Consider the following 17,081-nt stretch of genomic DNA (forward strand, 5'->3'; position numbering starts at 1 on the left):
TATGAGTTTAGCAGCCAGACTAACAGATATGCACACGTGTCCGATGGTGACGCCGGGAGTTCCTCCCGTACCACATGTCGGAGGACCAATCAGCGGTCCGGGAGTTCCTACGGTACTAATCGGCGGATTACCTGCTGCCGTCATGGGAGATATGTGCGTTTGCGTGGGGCCGCCCGACAGTATTGTAAAAGGCTCCGCAACCGTAATGATCGGTAACAAACCGGCTGCCCGGATGGGAGACACCTGTGCTCATGGCGGAGCAATTGTATTGGGATGTCCAACTGTATTAATCGGAGGATAAGATGAACGACAAAACCTATTTGGGAACCGGCTGGGCCTTCCCCGTGCGATTTAATCAGCTCGGAGTCCACCTGGTTTCAGACGAAGAAGACATTTGTGAAAGCCTGCGAATCTTATTTTCCACGATTCCCGGCGAACGCGTTTTTCGCTACAACTACGGCTGTCCGATTGATAAATGGGTCTTTTCGAAAATTGATCTTTCGGAACGCACCATGATCATCGATATTATCGAACAGGCTATCCGCGACGGAGAACCACGCATCATCACAGATGCTGTAGAAGTTGAAATACGCGATGCAATGGAAGGAATCCTGTGGATTAAAGTAGATTTTACGATTCGTCAGACGAACAGCAGAAGCAGTATGGTTTATCCGTTCTACTTCCTGGAAGGAACACAACTTTAATAATTACGAATTACGAATGCCTAATTACGAATTAATTGAAAATAGAGAATTGAAAAGTTTAAAGAAGGAATGGAATTTTAAATGTGTTCAATTTTATTTTGAACCCTTTAAACTTTTGAACATAGTATAAATGGAATCAAGAGACGGACATAGCAGAAAAGATCGGTTAGATCGCTTGCGCGTTCCCGGCAATTTTAAAATGCTGGACAACGACAAAGCTGTCCTGCTCGAAAAATTGATCCAGGTTGCTAAGTGGATCTATTTTTACAATGAACAAAATGTTGCCCAAGACTACTTTGACAGTTTCCTCGGTGAATTAAAAGCCTTACTGAGAAGTATTCACATGAAGCATTCACACGAGGCCATAGGAAAGATGGAACCTTCCCAGGCATTGCTTCTAGCTTTTGTAGAAAACCTGCAAAAGGTCATGGAAAAATACAATTTCCGCTGGAATGATTTTGCCAACTGGTACCTGACCGAATACCTGAAAGTCAGTCCGCTTTCCGTGAAAGGCGATCGTGTCTGGCTGGCTTTTGATAAGGCAACTACGGGAACCATTACCATCGAAAAGAATACCGGATTCAACCGGAAGAATGCAGACCAGCATGTGCTGACTTACCGGTTGGAGAATGAACTGACCGTACAGGACATCGAAATAACCGGTGCATATACCGTTTGTTTTGAACGAAATCCTTACCACTACCCTGCTGCGAACCTGAATTTCGTTACCGCTATTAAAACACGGAATTTACTGCACGACCAGCCAATTCAGGATCGCAAACTGACCTTCGACAACGAATTCTCGCGTGAAACACGTGCCATTGGAATTCGCATTGCGGCACCTTCTCTTGTTTTACGGGAAGGAAAACGTGTCGTAAACATTTATTTTGAAGCAGAAAACAGGGAATGGCTCAAAACCCTTCAAACAGTTGAACCCAAACTGGTGAAACTGGAATTGCTCAAGCTGAAAACGGAAAAACTCAAAGTTGAGAAACAACAGTTAGAAAAACTGGACATCCGGGATTCGAAGGTCAAAGACCGCCTTAAATGGGTTAAACGCGAGCTGTCCAAGCTTAAACTGAGTCATTTGAAAGGAGACAAACTGCAGTTTACCCGCGAGGAATTGCTTAAAATGAAACTCGATAAGCAGGAAATGAACCGCATCCGAAGAGTTCGTCAGACCATCCGTTCAAACATTTTCAATAACCTGTTCTATATTACGATCAGTACGCCAACCGGCTGGACCAATGTGACGGTTTTCGAAGTCAAGAAAGACGTGCCTCGCAACCGGTTAATCCTGAAATTGCTGCTTCCGGAAGATTTCCCGTCTACATCGGGCTGTTCGGAAGAAGTACATCGGTTTGTTTCCGAATTTCCGGCAATACAGATCCGCTTGAATTTTGACGCCTGGCTATATCCTTTCTCCTGGATCCATAAATTGTCTGTTCAGCGAATCCTTATCCGCACCAAAGTGGAAGGAATTAATGATTTACAGGTTTACAATGAATTGGGTAAAATCGACAATACAAAGTCATTCCCGCCTTTCGGGATCAATACATCCGTTGGGACTTGGATGGTTATCGGAAATTACGAAATGGCCATTAAAAACACCAGCAATATCGACGTGTGTATCAAGTGGAACCAGCTTCCCCTGCATCCGAAAGGAATGAAAGGACACTACGCTGCTTACCCCGGAAACATTGATAACGACAGTTTCAAAATACGAACCCGCTATTTAAGTGATAACAGTTGGTTCCCAACTACAGGAAAAAACAAATTCAGTTTGTTTAGAGATGCGGAAACAGAAGATCCGACTGCTGCTAAAATGGATAAACCGGTCTCGGATGAAAGCGATTTCAAAAAAATATCCGTAAAAAAAATGGTCCCGTTCGAACTTTCGGAAGATGGGTATAAATACACGATCAAAACGCGAACCGGTTTCGTCAGGTTAACACTCGAAAACCCGGAAATGGGATTCGGGAACCAGGAATACCGCGACCTTTTTACAGAACGCATGATGATGAAGAAATGGAGAAAAAAACGGCTCCCTGTTTTACTCCCGCCTATTTTTCCGCATGTGGAGAATATGACTCTGAATTATAAGTCGGAAGACATCATTGATCTCCGTAAAAACACGCGCAACAGTCAGGTCATCGTCGACCAGCTTCACCCCTTCGGAGTAGTTTCTTCATTGGATTCCAGCACTAATACCGGAATTCCCTTCGTTTTTTCGCAAGAAACGGATGCAAGTATTCTCATGGGTTTCAAAAACGTAAAAGGCGGGGAAGTGTTTTCTACCTTTATGGTATTTGAAGCGATCAGCAATGAAATGACCATCGATGATATTCCGAAAATTGTCCTGTATTGGGGAGACGGATATTATTGGGAAGAAATTCCACGCGGATTCATTCTAAAAGACGACACCAAACAAATGACTGTGAGCGGAAACCTGGTGTACCACTTCCCATTACATATTCCACCGAATTTGTATGATAAGGAGGGAATTTTATGGATTCGCACCGGGTTTGTGAAAAATCATGAATTTGTTCCGGAAATCCGCTCCGTTTACACTAATGCAGGTTTGGTGGTACTTGAAACGGAAGATGCTTCGGCAGAAAAAATGCAATCGTTCAAAAATTCGAACGGAGTACTCGAACCGGAGAAAAAATTGCCGGGAATTACAAGCATTGAGCAAATCACCTCTTATTACTCCGGACAGGAGCTGGAGGATCTGAAAAGCATGCAGGCACGTGTTTCAGAATATGTAACGCACCGTGGAAGAGCTGTAACTGCACGCGATTTCGAATTGCTGACACTACAGGAATTTTCAGATATAGGAAAAGTCCTTTGCCTTCCGAATACCAATATTAAGAACGGCAAACAGGGAGTTGTGACCGTCGTTGTGATTCCGCAAAACAAGCTCAAGACCATGGATAATTCGAAACCAATGGTTCCTTCCGGGTTGCTTTCACGCATTGAAGACTATTTAAGTGCCCGTGCTTCGAAAAATGTACTCGTGGATGTCATTAATCCGGTTTACGAAGAACTGCAGGTTAAATGTGTCATCAGACTCGTTGACCGGAACCAGGTTGTTTCTTTGGAAGCGATCCAGGAGATTTGTGATAACTTCATTGCTCCGTGGCAGGCGAAAAATGTGCTTCCGAAATTCGGAGAACCCATTCATGTATCCCGGATTTACCATGCGATTAAAGAGATCGATTTTGTGGCTGAGATCGATTATTTTGCAGTCATCCGCGTATCCCAGGACAGAACCGAAACCGGTAAACGGAATTACTATCATTTATACAAACTGGAGGATGAAGAACAGATCTTAATCCCCGACAAGCCTTACAAACTATTCGTTCCTGCAGAAACGCACATCATACAAGTTGAGGAAAAAGGAGATACTGCTGATCCATACGGCTTAGGCGACATGGAAATCGGGAAAACATTCATCCTTTAAAAAAACAGCATCATGGCTATCAGAAACAGAAATACATTAATTGAGGGTTTTAGTAAAGGACAACGTCCCACTGCTGATGATTTTAAGAATTTAATCGATTCAACCGTTAATATCCTGGATGATGGTTTTTCGAAAGATGCTCAATCCGGAATAAAACTCGCCCCTATTTCCGAGCAGGAAGGTACTGTGATGACCTTTCTTCAAAATATGACCGATGACGTCGGCGGAAAATGGGAATTTGCCATATTGAATAACGATATGAAAATCAGTCATGTCAATGATACGGGAAAAGGACAATCGATCCTTTTGAAGCAAAACGGGGAAATCGAGATCGGGAAAGAAGGCAGTGACGTAACCATCAAGGGAACTTTACATGCAGAACAGCGCTCGGGCAGAACGGTTACCAAAAAAATAACCGCAAATGGCAAATGGCAGGACCTGACCGACTACCTGGAAGGAATTCATGCGCTGGAAGTGATTTGTGTTATGGGAAAACGCCACACCGGGAAACATGCCGTTTTAATAGCACATGCCACACATTGTTTCGGGGCAAAACCACGCATCCGAAAAGTCAGGTCTCACTTTGGGATTTTTGGAAACAAACTGCTGATCCGCTGGGTGAAATCGAAGAATGACCGCGCTTGCAAGTTGCAGGTAAGAACACGCTTTATGCTTGGAAACGAAATCAGCATCAGAGGATCAATTACTTCCCTTTGGGACAACCCCTTACTGGAAAATTTATAAGCTATGTTTATCCGAAAACGCGAACGTAAGGACAATTTTTACCAGGAACTCCAGGAAAAGACCCTGGAACGCCTGCAGGAATTAAGCGGCGATGTATGGACAGATTTCAACATCCACGATCCCGGCGTGACCATTTCAGACAACATGAACTATGCGCTGTTCGAGCTTCAGTACAAACTGGAACTTCCTTTCCGTTCATTCCTGGGCCCGAACACCGATGATTACGCAAGCAAAGGAATTTTACCAGCCGATTTCATTTTCTCTCCATCCATCGTTACAACGGAGGATTATGAAAAACTGTTCCTGGATGGTGTACTCCTGACGACCGATGTTCCGGAGAACAACAAACTGGTTTCGAAAGAAGTACACGTGCTTGAAAGCTGCCTGGTCGAATTTTCAGATGGATTCTACACGGTGAATGCTTCCGTATCACTCAGCAAAACTGCTATCACGAATGCAGAAGAGATCAAAGAAGAAATCTTCAAACTCTACCATGCAAACCGGAATCTCTGCGAGGACTTACGCTGGGAAGACATTCATGTCCTGACAAAAGCCATGGGTAAACGAAAAAAAGAAACGGAAGAGAAATCCATTCAGATTGAAACTACTTATGGTATGGATACTTCTGAAAAACCGATCAAAATACACGATTATCATTCCTTCCAGCTGGATTTCCCGGATGCTTACGGAATCGGTCACCGTGGACTTCCCCTGGAAGCCAACAAGCGGAATATCGCCCACGTGCGGCAATTAAAAGGTTATTTGCTGATGATGGATTTCCTGATGGCTGATGCTACCGAACAAATCCAGAATACCCCGCAATTAATCAGTTTTACAGAAGCCCCACCGTCCGGAACCGTCTCGTTGATTTCCATTCCGGACGTTGAGATGGTCGTGGATTCCGTTAAGTTTAAAAAAGGGAACCAATTGCAAACAGCGGCATCCATCCAGAAGAAAAAATCCGGTTTTATGGATATCCTGGATACCTTATACGGAGAAGATACCGCCCAATTGTTCCAGGATTTTCAACCTTCGAAATCGAGACTCAATTACCGCGCGTCACTGACCCAAGAGCTTCCGGAACTCAATAGGAACCGATTCCGTTCTTTCAACAAATTAAAACCGACCGAAAGCAACATCGTATTTAAAGAATTGTTCTCCCTGCTGCATGGCAGTAAAATCGAATCCGAAATCCCGGTGCGCGATCTGCTTAAAAAGCACGAATTGGACTTACTTCCAGATTCCATTTTCTTTGATCAATACGAAGTCTATTTAAATATTGCCCCGATTTCAGGAGTGTTCTACGATCCGATCTTTAACGAAACACCGCAACATATTCCTGCCCATGAAATGGACTGGAAAGAAGAATATTTTGCCTCCCTGCAAACGGAGATCAGTTTGATCCGGAGAAATGCCCTGTTTGAGAGTTTCCTGGAAGTCGGTGCTCATGCCGCAAATTACCGCATGATCCAATTGAGTGAGAACAACCGTTGGATTTTAGTCTTCCGTTATCCCGGAAAAGAAGAATGGATGATCCTCGGCACTTATAAAACACGGGACCATTTAATCCGTTCTGCCAATCGGTTCTGGGCCTTCGTCCGTTTTCTGAATCCGGAAAGACACTTATTTTACCTGGTTGAACACCGCCTGCTTCAGTTTGCCTATCCGCGTAAACACAGGGAAGAAGGAAATACTTTATCCATTATCGCTTCCAACCGGTTTGAGAACAAAGAAATGTACGATCACCTCGAGCAGTTGCTGCGTGAACGTCTTCCCGCCCATTTGAGTATTCAATTATACCGCGTCCAGCCGGACCATATTTATGATTTCGAACAAATTTATTATAAATGGCGGGAAGCATTGGCTAATCGCGACACCAAAAAACTGATCCATTTTTCAGAATCGATCAATGCCTTTTTCAGGGTAAGTAAAGACTTCTTAACGGATATTCAATGAACGGGATTTCATCCATATCGATCCATGTAACTGCCGGTGACGAATTGTTCGTTCAAAACTGGTACCGCAATTTTGAACTGTTCGCTGAAAAGTATATTACAGCTGTTGCAGACCGGGTATTGATGCGCTGTGATCAATACGGTTTCGAAATTGAGATCTCCAGGCTGGACATTGATCTGGGAACGATTCCGGAGGATGATTTTGAAAAATCTTTTGAGCACATCCTGGAAGAGAAACTGGAGGAAAGCCTGTTAAAGGAAATCCTGTATCCGACCAAAAAAGAAGATAGACGACTGGAAGAAGCAGATTATCAATTGGAAGCTTTGAAACAGTTCCTGCTGCATGGAACATTCAACTGGAACCTGGCAAACCGCTATCCGAACATGACCGAATTATTCCAACAGGTTTTGAAGAACCGCGGGAAGGAATTCGCCTCATTCCTGAAATCTTACGGCCATTTCACCTCCATGCAACACCGGTTGATTTACCAGTTTGAAGATTCGGCCTTGCTCGACACGGTTAAAATCACCGCGCCGGCAGAATTTTCATTTATCCGGTCATACATCACGTTTTTACGTATCAAATATGCAGAAGTACCTCATGTTCCGATCCGGGAAGAAGAACGGCGGACCGTTATCTGGAAAGTGGTATTTGCTTATATCCTGAGCAATCAAAGTGCTGCTTTCAACAAAAAACTTTTTGTACGGGAAACCATTGGGAACCTGGCTTCTCACATCAACCTGAGCTACAGGGAATTATTGGAAACCTTGACTTTCTTCCTGGGAGAAGGCTTCGGAAGTGCGATCCCTACCGGGCTGCAAATTATCCTGAAGGAACTGAAATTGGAAGAAACCACCTCGTTTAGAATACTTCGGATACAGAAACCCGAGGAATGGCCGTACATTCTCCGGGAAATAAAAACTTCAAAAAAAACAGTCAAACTGCATGAGAATGAGTTGGACCAATTGCGTTTTTTACTCGAAAACGAAAAAAATGTACTCCGGATCATCAAACCGCTCCGGGAAGCGGAGATTTTCGACCTGGTCCGTTTACTCGTTCCTGCCGATGCGCCGTTTGTGATTGAATATGCACAGCATTTGAACAAACAAAACCAAAGCGGCAGCCTCCAGGGACAAGCCAGTGGTCAATTTTTACTTTTCAAATGGCAGGTCATCCTTCCTTTACTTGCACTCTCAAAAAGTTCGGCTGTCAACCGGGAATATTTGGTGTGGCAGGTTTTTAAACGACTTTCTGCCCGTTACAACATAGAGATCTGGCAAATCATTTCCTTTGCTTACAATGAGACCGGTAACTGGAATGTTCACTCGGGGCTTCGTGAAATCATACAGCAGTTTTACCGGGAACTGGTTCAGGGAAAACCCAAATCGGAACAAACCAAAACCTTCGATTCAATCAACTTTCAATTGGAGCTATTGGAAAAAAGAACGAAACTGAACAAGGACCAGCTCCGGGAATTAAAAATGAAATTGAGCTCTTCCATGTTCCGTGAATTGCTTCTGGACCGATTGGGTGAATCGGCTCGTCACCGCTTACTGGCCATTATCCTGCCTTCCAAAGCCATGGAGTTGTCTGCCTTTATGTATGTGCTGCATCATTCGGGGAAAGACGCAAAAATAGAAGGTCATGTAATCGGGTCCATTCAACGCTTAAAGTGGAGTTTTTTGTTTGACGTACTGGAAGAGGTCAAGAACCAGGTCTTTAATCAGGAGCATATCGTTCAACGCATTTTGGAAAAAACGGGAGCACGTTACAATCTGACCTTGAAACAGCTGATCGATTATTTCTATTTGGATTTTAAACACTCCCATTTTTCGCTGCCTTTTAACTTGTTCAAGATCCTGTCGTCCATCAGGTTGAAGATCGAATCGGGTGAGCCGGCAGGAAAAACGAAGGACACATTGTATTCGAAAAAACAGGCAGAAAACAGGAAGTTACTGGTACAGTATTTCACTGAAAATGCACAGAATATGCCGATGATCAATGCCATTTCGCAAGACCTGGCGTGGATGAATTTTCTCTCCCCTATCCTGGATACAACCAGGCAGCTGGTCGAATTTATTCAGCGCAAATGGAACATCCGGATCAACAGTCAGCTTCTTCTGCAAACCATTTTCCGCTTTTCAAAGAGTGCTACACACCGCAGTCAGAAAGAATTGATGTACGAACTGTGGAATTTGATCCAAAAGAGTTTAAGCCGATCACAAAAAGTCCGGTTAATTAAAGAATTCATCCATCCGAACGAGCAGGGAATGTTATTGAAACAATTGAATACCCTGCTTGAAAAAGACCCCGACCTGGTGTCTGCCGAAACCGATGAAGAGAATGCAGAGGAAGAAGAACTCCCGGAAGAAGTAATCGAAGAGGAAAACACCCGGAAAGTGCAGTTTATTGACAATGCAGGCCTGGTACTCATCTCCCCTTTCCTTCCGCGGCTTTTTACGATGATGGAATTGACCGAAAACGGAAAATTCAAGAACCGGGGAGCGCAAATCAAAGCGATTTTCCTGACACAATATGCGGTATTCGGGAACGGAGAGTTTCCGGAACACACCCTGCAATTGAATAAGCTTCTGACCAATTTCAAAACAGGAATCCCCATTCCAAGAAAGTCTGTTTTAACTGATGAGGACAAGCAAACAGTGGATGGAATGCTGGAAGGTGTTTTGAACAATTGGGGACGTTTGGCCAATACAAGCATTGCCGGTTTACAGGAAGGTTTTTTGCGCCGGGAAGGAAACCTGGAAGAACAGGAAGAAACGCATGTATTAACGGTAGAATCCAAAGCATACGACATGTTATTGGACCATGTACCATGGAATTTCAGGACCATTAAGTTCAGTTGGATGCAAAAAGCCATCCAGGTGAAATGGAGATAGAAACAAGTTCTATTTGAACAAGTAAATAAATTTTTAAATCGAAGCGTATGAAAACAAGTAAAACGAATCAGGCCGGGGCGAAACAAAGCAGTCCCGTTCAGTCGAAAGCAAAAAACCAGGGCAATGCGGGTTCTATACTTCAAGCGTACAAAAAAGGGACCGCTCAGCTTGCTACTGATGAAGAAGAACCCGTTATGGGAAAATTTGATACCGCTCAACTCGCAACTGAAGAAGAGGAACTGCCTGTTTGACAGGAACTGTTTATTTCCGGAAGATTTTAACCAATGGAAACAACTTAATGCTCATGAAAACACGTGCACAATCACAAAACCGGTCCGCTGATGCTTCTGTCCGGGCAAAAGCAAAGAATCAGGCAACTAATCGCGTGATCCTCCAGGCATATAAACAGGGAACCTCTCAATTGGCAGCTGTTGAATCCGAAAGTGTCCAACGAAAAGAAAATAAAACCGGATTACCTGACAATTTGAAATCAGGCGTTGAAAACATTTCAGGTTATAGCCTCGACGATGTAAAAGTACATTACAATTCTTCCGAACCCGCTTCCTTGCAGGCACAAGCTTATGCGCAAGGAACCGATATTCACGTGGCTCCCGGACAGGAAAAGCACCTGCCGCATGAAGCCTGGCATGTGGTTCAGCAAAAGCAAGGCCGGGTAAAACCGACCAAACAGTTGAAAGACTCAACCAACATCAATGACGATGCAGGACTGGAAAAAGAAGCAGATACAATGGGATTAAAAGCACTTCAAATGAAAAGTTCGAATGAAACCTGTTGTCCGAAAAACGGTGAAACGCCAAAATCCACATACCAATTGGCGAAAGGAACAAAGGTCACTCAATTGGAAACAAAGATCGGTTATGGAAACTTACAGGATTTTGAGTTTAAAGGAAAGAAAGGGAAAGTAGGCTCTTACATGAAAGCAGAATTGGATCCGAACGATGCAAAAACCGGAAGCGATACAGGTGGTTCAAATGCATATAGCGGACTTTTCAACCATTTACAATCCAAGACAGCATCAACCTGGGTACGCGGACATTTACTGAACCACGACCTGGGAGGCGTTGCCCATTACAATAATCTTTTCCCGATCACTACTGCGGCGAATAATGAACACAAGTATGAAGTAGAATACCCTGTAAAACATTGGCTGGAAAACGATTGTGAAATTACTTATGAAGTCACCGCTGAAAAAACAGGCAATGACCAGGACGGTGACGGTGTATTCAAATGCGATGCCTATGTAACGAAAGGAGCAACAAAATATCAAAATCAGCGGGTCCAAAAAAATATCTATTCAAAAACGACAAAGGTCTCCAGTGACAAAGAATACCGCAAAAAAGGAAAGGTCAAACGAAATGGTTTCGTAGAAGTAACAATCGGCTCAAACAACACCATTTTGCGGGATGATTACAAAACACATGGCGTACGAAATGGCTGGCAACATACGGGAGGGAATACCGGCAATAATCATTTCTTTCATTCCACAACAGAAGGATTTGGAAAATACTCCGGAGACGAATTAAACAACCTTCAGGACATTGATGACATCGATCAGGAAGTTCAACTTGAATGGCTGGAATTCCTTAATGATTATAAAGTCATTGGAGGAAAAGTGGATGGTGACCTGGTCAATGACATTTATGAAGAGGCTGTTTCAGAAGCCGAAAGCCTGGAGGATTTTACCCGGATCATTATAGAAGAACTAAAGGACGCAGGGTACACTGTGCAAAAAAAATAATGCCATGAAGACAGTTATTCCAAATACCGCTGTGTCTTCTGAGACAAAAACCAAAACAGAAAATCAGGCTCCTGCTGAATCGATCCTTCAAGCCTACAAACAAGGAATTACGCAATTACAGGACCCGAATGATGAACATCCGATCCCGCAAACGGAAAATAAGACCGGTTTACCTGACAACCTGAAATCCGGAGTAGAGAGCCTTTCCGGACACAGCCTGGACGATGTAAAGGTGCATTACAACTCTTCACAACCAGCATCTTTGCAGGCTCATGCTTATGCGCAGGGAACAGATATCCATGTAGCACCAGGACAGGAAAAATACCTTCCGCATGAAGCCTGGCATGTCGTACAGCAAAAACAAGGACGTGTAAAACCGACCAAACAGTTGAAAGGTACAACCAACATCAATGACGATGCAGGTTTGGAAAAAGAAGCAGATGTGATGGGTGCGAAAGCAATGCAACTAAAAGTTGCTCATAACAACAGTTCCAGCCTGAAAACCCAGACTGCGAATCATTCGTTATATCAATTACAAACTTCCGTTAACTGGACTTCCCAGGAGTTTAGGTATATGGACAGTGATGGTGATGTAAGCACCAAGGAAGTGGGTGGAACTATGGAAGCGATCATTGATCCGAAGGATCCTATCGAAGGAGCTGATGCACAATCGACTTTTCAAAAGGACATGTATGACGATCTTAAAGCATATTGGAATCCCGGAGCTAAACATTGGGTCAGAGGACATTTATTAAATGCGAACCTGGGAGGACCGAATGTTGCTCCCAATTTATTCCCGATTACCGGACATGCCAATGGTGACCATTTGAATTATGTTGAAAACCATGTTAAGCATTGGGTAATCAGCGGAAATAAAGTAAAATATACCGTCGCTGCAACCCAAGAAGGAGGAACGGTGCAAGTTGGAGATGAAAACGTACCGAATGCGGCAGGATCATTCGACTGCAAAGCGGAAATTATTGGTGGTGATAAAAAGATTGATCGTTTGATCAAATCAGAACCCGTAAAAAGAGAGGAGAAAGATGGTGCAATTGCAGCCGGTCATACTTCCAGCTGGACCAGGCAAGAAGACGGAGATAACCAAAACTTTGACAAACTGATCCTGAAGTGGAATTCCGATCAGTTAAATTTTGCAATTGCTTTGATTGAAAACAATTTCAATACCAAACAAACGATCATGCAGGTTCCGATTACCCTGGATGATCTTAGTGAAATTTACGACGTATTAACGGCACTTAAAGAATCCGGAAATTCAGACAGTGATGAAAATGACGGAGAATCTCCTGATACTGAAAAAGATAAAGTGGGGAGCCGGGTAATGAATACCGGGTTGAAAAAATGGATCCGCAAAAGCTTGAACAATACCGAAGCAAACGAATGGTTGACAGAGCACCGGGATGCCGAAAATGCTAAGAAATATGCTGTAACGGGTTCCGCACTGGAAGATGATGAAGAAGATGACTTATAAACGAGCCTAATGAAAATACAAGCGACACAGCAAACCAATTCCGGTTCTGAAAAATCCACCCGAAGCAATCAAGCTTCCCAACAAACGATTTTACAAGCTTTCAAAGCCGGGACCATGCAACTTAAAACGGATGAAGAGCGAGCAGCAAAACACCAACGCATTGCCTTGGCAAAAACTGAAATAGCCGGAAAATCGATTGACAGTAATCTTGAAAAACACTTATTTGAAGGTCATCCGACTGTTGGAGATTTTGATGTTCATAGCCCAACAGGTCTTCACGCTTATACCGATGGACGCTTTCCTACTAAAAATTACAAAGTAAAGAGGGGTCGCGTAGAAACAAATGAAACAACAAACGTGGTATCTACGGTCTCGGGAAATCCCAATAAAATACATACCATAGACTGGAAATGGGATAAATCCGGAGATGATATTGATCTGAAATCCAGCACCATGTTCCCGCAAAACATGCCCAAACAACATGTCATTGCACTCGTTGCGGGAGGACTAACATCCAAAACAGATGAATACATTAAACACGGGATGACATTTGGTATTGAAAAAAAGGGAGGAACTGCTTATCCCGTTACTGAATAAAAAATACGCATGAAAAACACCATCCAATACTTCCAAACATTGTTGCACACCGCTTTTGCACTCTATTTCGGACAGGAAAGCGAATATAAATCGTTGGAAGAAATTTCCCTTCCGAAAAAAGACGAGCTTTCCGCCTGGACAGGAAAAGAACTGACCTGGGAAGAGAAAGTAGCCTTGCTTTTGGCATTGATGCCGCATATCAGTCCGCAAAGCCTGGATTTATTTTTCATCCTGAATAAAAACCTGGATCGTCCGTATACCGAATTCGGGGGCTGGAAAGGAACTTCCCACAACGGTTTTTTGCCCACCGGTGAAACCCTTGCCTTTTTACTGGCACTGAATTCGGAAGAGAAACGCAAGGTAGTTGTGAACCTCTTCGACCAGGAACACTGGTTTTATAAGGAAAATGTGATCCGGCTGGAAGGTCAGGGACCCGGAGAACCTTATTTAAGTGGAAAATTATGCGTATCCGATGAGTTTTTGGCAAAGGTTTATCGAGATGGAAACTACCGACCGGATTACAGCAGTGACTTTCCTGCAAGACGCATGGAAACCCGTCTGAACTGGGAAGACCTGGTTATTCCCTACAATTTAAAAGAGGAATTGGAACAGATCACCCAATGGCTGGAAAACGGCAAAACAATCCGTGAAAAATGGAACCTGGACAAATTCCTGAAAAATGGTTACCGTTGCCTGTTTCACGGCCCTCCGGGAACAGGAAAAACACTGACCGCCTCCCTGTTGGGCAAGCAACACGGAATGGACGTTTACCGCATTGACCTGTCGATGGTTGTTTCCAAATACATCGGTGAAACGGAAAAGAACCTGGCTAAAATCTTTGATCGAGCAGAACATCAAAACTGGATCCTATTCTTTGACGAAGCGGATGCCTTATTCGGGAAACGGACTGAAACATCCGATTCCAATGACCGGCATGCGAACCAGGAAGTTGCCTATTTGCTCCAACGTATTGAAGATTTTCCGGGAATGGTCATTCTTGCGACCAACATTAAGGACAACCTGGATGAAGCATTTTTCCGCAGGTTCCAATCGATCCTGTACTTCCCAGTTCCCAACCAGCAGCTACGCTACGATTTGTGGCAACGCATGATCCCGGCAGAATGGCTGGACGATCAGTCGGAAGAAATCCTGCGCGAAGCTGCAATTATCAAACTTTCGGGAGGAAGTATGCTCAATGTGGTACAGTCGTGTGCGCTGCAATTGTTTCATCCCAATTCTCCCGCTAAACTGAATTTGGAAATGTTAAAGAATACCATTAAAAAAGAACTGGAAAAAGAGGGAAAACTCGTTAATTAAGACTCAATTATGAAACACATCACAGCATTGCTCATACTATTTGTGGTTGTTTTTCAAGCAGCCGGACAAGGACAACGCGGGCAAACGTACGTTGCTCCCTGGGATATTCCCGCCCTGGAGGATCCTTATTTTTTCGAACCTTATTTCGACACGATCTATATCCACGATACCGTGTATGTTTCCAATGCCGACGCCTTTTTAAAAAAGTATTACAAGGGAAAGGTCAACCTGAACGAACTGGTTAAAAATCAACAGATCCTGGACAGCATTTTAAAAAACTTAAGCAGCGTCTCCGGGAAGGAATTATTTTACAATTACTTCGGGAACCACCGTTTCCCCCGGGCCTTATCGAACAGTATTTCCATCAGGGAATTTGCACTGGGGGAGAACTTGCAGTTCAAGCGACTTCAATTCAATGCAGGAGTTCCCCCTACCGGGTCGTTGAGTAACGAATTACTGTTCCGTTTTACGGGTGTTTACCGCACCAATCGGTTTCTGCGGAATGAAGATGCACAGCTCCGGGCAATTTCATACATTTTCGAAACACTTCAATCGGATACAACGACCATTAAATCCATCAACCTGTACTTTCCCGATTTCAACTTCAAAGAGAAAAGAGCAATGGCCCAATTCGTGAAATCCATACGAATGGTCCTGGATGCCGCGAAGGAATACGACATTTCCACGATGAAACTCAAGGTGTTCTTCCACAATCAAAAAAATCCGGAGATTATCGGGGAAGATTTTCTCTACAGCTTGATGATCAAAGCCAGTGAAGTGGTCCTGCTTGATCCCACCAACGTCATCGACGATTATTACGTGGAAGGAGATCCTTTTTCCAAAGACGACATAGAGAATGTGGGATTATTTACACGGATGAACAGTCATTTTTACCTCGCCCGTTTTACCAAGGGAAACCCGGAAATCCGCGACAGTATCACTGATTTTTCTGTCGGTGCCATCCGTGACATTGCATTGGGAGACATTCCTGAAAACAACTGGGAATCCTACCTGTGGTTCCTGATCGGATTACTGCTCCTGGTAATCAGTATTGCTTTGTTGTATTTCTTCTACCCTCCTTTTTCCTACATTCTGAACCAGAATATGGGAATTGTCCTGGCATCTGCCGTTGTATTTACCATTGAGTTCTTTATGCTTGCGGGGGTCGTTTTCCAGAACATGTGCACCGAAGACGAAAGTACATCACTGAATGAAAATCCGACACTTTTGTTCTGTATGCCGATCTTAATGGTCGTCGTTTTGCCTTTGATGCGGCAATTTTCGCGGAATAAGAAGTTGCCGTAATTCAGTGGGAGAAAGAGAACCAGAATGAAGAGGAATTTCCTTGGCTTCTTCACTTCTTTGTTCTTTCAAGAAGATCGATTTTGAATGTTGTTATTTCATTTTCTCGATGCATAAAGTGAGAGCAACCGGGATCACAATCGCCGCAGCAATTATGATCCGTGCTTTCTTCGGAAGCATATGCAATGACGGAGTTTTGTTCAACCTATTTTGCTGATTCGTCATTTCAACACCACACAAGATTACTTATTTTCTTACATAATCAAGCAGTACGATTCCATCCTGTTCAAATACCCGGCTGGAGACCAATTTCAGTTCCAATTTGTTCCGAAGTCCTTCGAAAATGGAACTCCCTTTTCCTAATGCAAACGGATCAAGCATGATGGTATACTGATCGATCAGCCCTGCATCCGACAGTTGTGTCAAGAGGCTTCCGCTTCCCAATACCGTGATCTTTTTACCGGAGTTTTGTTTCCATTGTTTCAACTGTTCGATCGCGTCTCCTTTCAGAATAGTTGTATTTTGCCAATCAGCTTTCTCCAAGGTATTTGAACAGACTAATTTCTGAGAGTTGTTCATGTTTTCAGCCACGACCGGGAATAATTCTGCCGCCATGGGCCCGGGCCAAAAATTCGCCATCATTTCGTAAGTTTTTCTTCCGAAAAGCAGGATGTTATCGGCACCCGAAGCTTCATTGGCAAATTTTGCAGCTTCGCCACCATGCGGATGCCAGCTCGTATCTTCGTTTTCACCTTTAAAAAATCCATTTAGGGTAATGAATGTGAATGATGTCAGTTTGCTCATAGTTCTTTTTTCAGCAAAGGAAGCCCTCCCGAACAAAAAAAACATTGAC

The 17,081-nt window shown here is 43.6% G+C and carries 13 protein-coding genes; 12 read left to right on the plus strand and 1 reads right to left on the minus strand.

From position 1 onward, the window contains the following. Position 1 precedes the first annotated feature (1 nt). The 12 genes from FO442_RS10005 (at position 2) to FO442_RS10060 (ending at position 16,231) form a co-directional block, all read left to right on the plus strand. Complete coding sequence (locus tag FO442_RS10005; RefSeq protein WP_144333034.1) at positions 2 to 301, plus strand: PAAR domain-containing protein; 300 nt, start codon at positions 2 to 4, stop codon at positions 299 to 301. A gap of 1 nt (position 302) precedes the next feature. Then, complete coding sequence (locus FO442_RS10010) at positions 303 to 704, plus strand: GPW/gp25 family protein (RefSeq protein WP_144333035.1); 402 nt, start codon at positions 303 to 305, stop codon at positions 702 to 704. A 130-nt stretch (positions 705 to 834) separates the two neighbouring features. Further along, positions 835 to 4,167, plus strand: coding sequence for a baseplate J/gp47 family protein (locus FO442_RS10015; protein ID WP_144333036.1), 3,333 nt, complete (start codon positions 835 to 837; stop codon positions 4,165 to 4,167). A gap of 12 nt (positions 4,168 to 4,179) precedes the next feature. Beyond that, the gene (locus tag FO442_RS10020; RefSeq protein ID WP_144333037.1) at positions 4,180 to 4,911 is read left to right on the plus strand and encodes a hypothetical protein; all 732 of its coding nucleotides are present in this window, start codon (positions 4,180 to 4,182) and stop codon (positions 4,909 to 4,911) included. Between the two features lie 3 nt (positions 4,912 to 4,914). Then, positions 4,915 to 6,867, plus strand: a complete 1,953-nt coding sequence (locus FO442_RS10025; RefSeq protein WP_144333038.1) for a hypothetical protein — start codon at positions 4,915 to 4,917, stop codon at positions 6,865 to 6,867. Continuing rightward, positions 6,864 to 9,764, plus strand: coding sequence for a contractile injection system tape measure protein (locus FO442_RS10030; RefSeq protein ID WP_144333039.1), 2,901 nt, complete (start codon positions 6,864 to 6,866; stop codon positions 9,762 to 9,764). Before FO442_RS10025 ends, FO442_RS10030 begins: the two co-directional genes overlap by 4 nt. Before the next feature lie 47 nt (positions 9,765 to 9,811). Beyond that, on the plus strand, positions 9,812 to 10,015 hold the full coding sequence (locus FO442_RS10035; protein WP_144333040.1) for a hypothetical protein: 204 nt from the start codon (positions 9,812 to 9,814) through the stop codon (positions 10,013 to 10,015). 53 nt (positions 10,016 to 10,068) lie between these two features. Next, entirely contained in the window at positions 10,069 to 11,523 is a 1,455-nt protein-coding gene (locus FO442_RS10040; RefSeq protein ID WP_186280037.1) for an eCIS core domain-containing protein, read from the plus strand. A gap of 4 nt (positions 11,524 to 11,527) precedes the next feature. Then, positions 11,528 to 13,012 carry an eCIS core domain-containing protein gene (locus tag FO442_RS10045; RefSeq protein WP_144333041.1) on the plus strand — a complete coding sequence of 495 codons (1,485 nt, stop codon included), beginning with the start codon at positions 11,528 to 11,530 and terminating at the stop codon, positions 13,010 to 13,012. 9 nt (positions 13,013 to 13,021) lie between these two features. Continuing rightward, the gene (locus FO442_RS10050; RefSeq protein WP_144333042.1) at positions 13,022 to 13,609 is read left to right on the plus strand and encodes an EndoU domain-containing protein; all 588 of its coding nucleotides are present in this window, start codon (positions 13,022 to 13,024) and stop codon (positions 13,607 to 13,609) included. A 9-nt stretch (positions 13,610 to 13,618) separates the two neighbouring features. Then, positions 13,619 to 14,926 carry an ATP-binding protein gene (locus FO442_RS10055; RefSeq protein WP_144333043.1) on the plus strand — a complete coding sequence of 436 codons (1,308 nt, stop codon included), beginning with the start codon at positions 13,619 to 13,621 and terminating at the stop codon, positions 14,924 to 14,926. A 9-nt stretch (positions 14,927 to 14,935) separates the two neighbouring features. Next, complete coding sequence (locus tag FO442_RS10060; RefSeq protein ID WP_144333045.1) at positions 14,936 to 16,231, plus strand: hypothetical protein; 1,296 nt, start codon at positions 14,936 to 14,938, stop codon at positions 16,229 to 16,231. A gap of 243 nt (positions 16,232 to 16,474) precedes the next feature. On the opposite strand, the gene FO442_RS10065 is transcribed toward FO442_RS10060, so the two are convergent. Beyond that, positions 16,475 to 17,032, minus strand: a complete 558-nt coding sequence (locus FO442_RS10065) for a dihydrofolate reductase family protein (protein WP_144333046.1) — start codon at positions 17,030 to 17,032, stop codon at positions 16,475 to 16,477. Positions 17,033 to 17,081 lie beyond the last annotated feature (49 nt).

The organism is Fluviicola chungangensis (genome assembly GCF_007558725.1).
GTDB classification, from domain to species: Bacteria; Bacteroidota; Bacteroidia; order Flavobacteriales_D; family Crocinitomicaceae; genus Fluviicola; species Fluviicola chungangensis.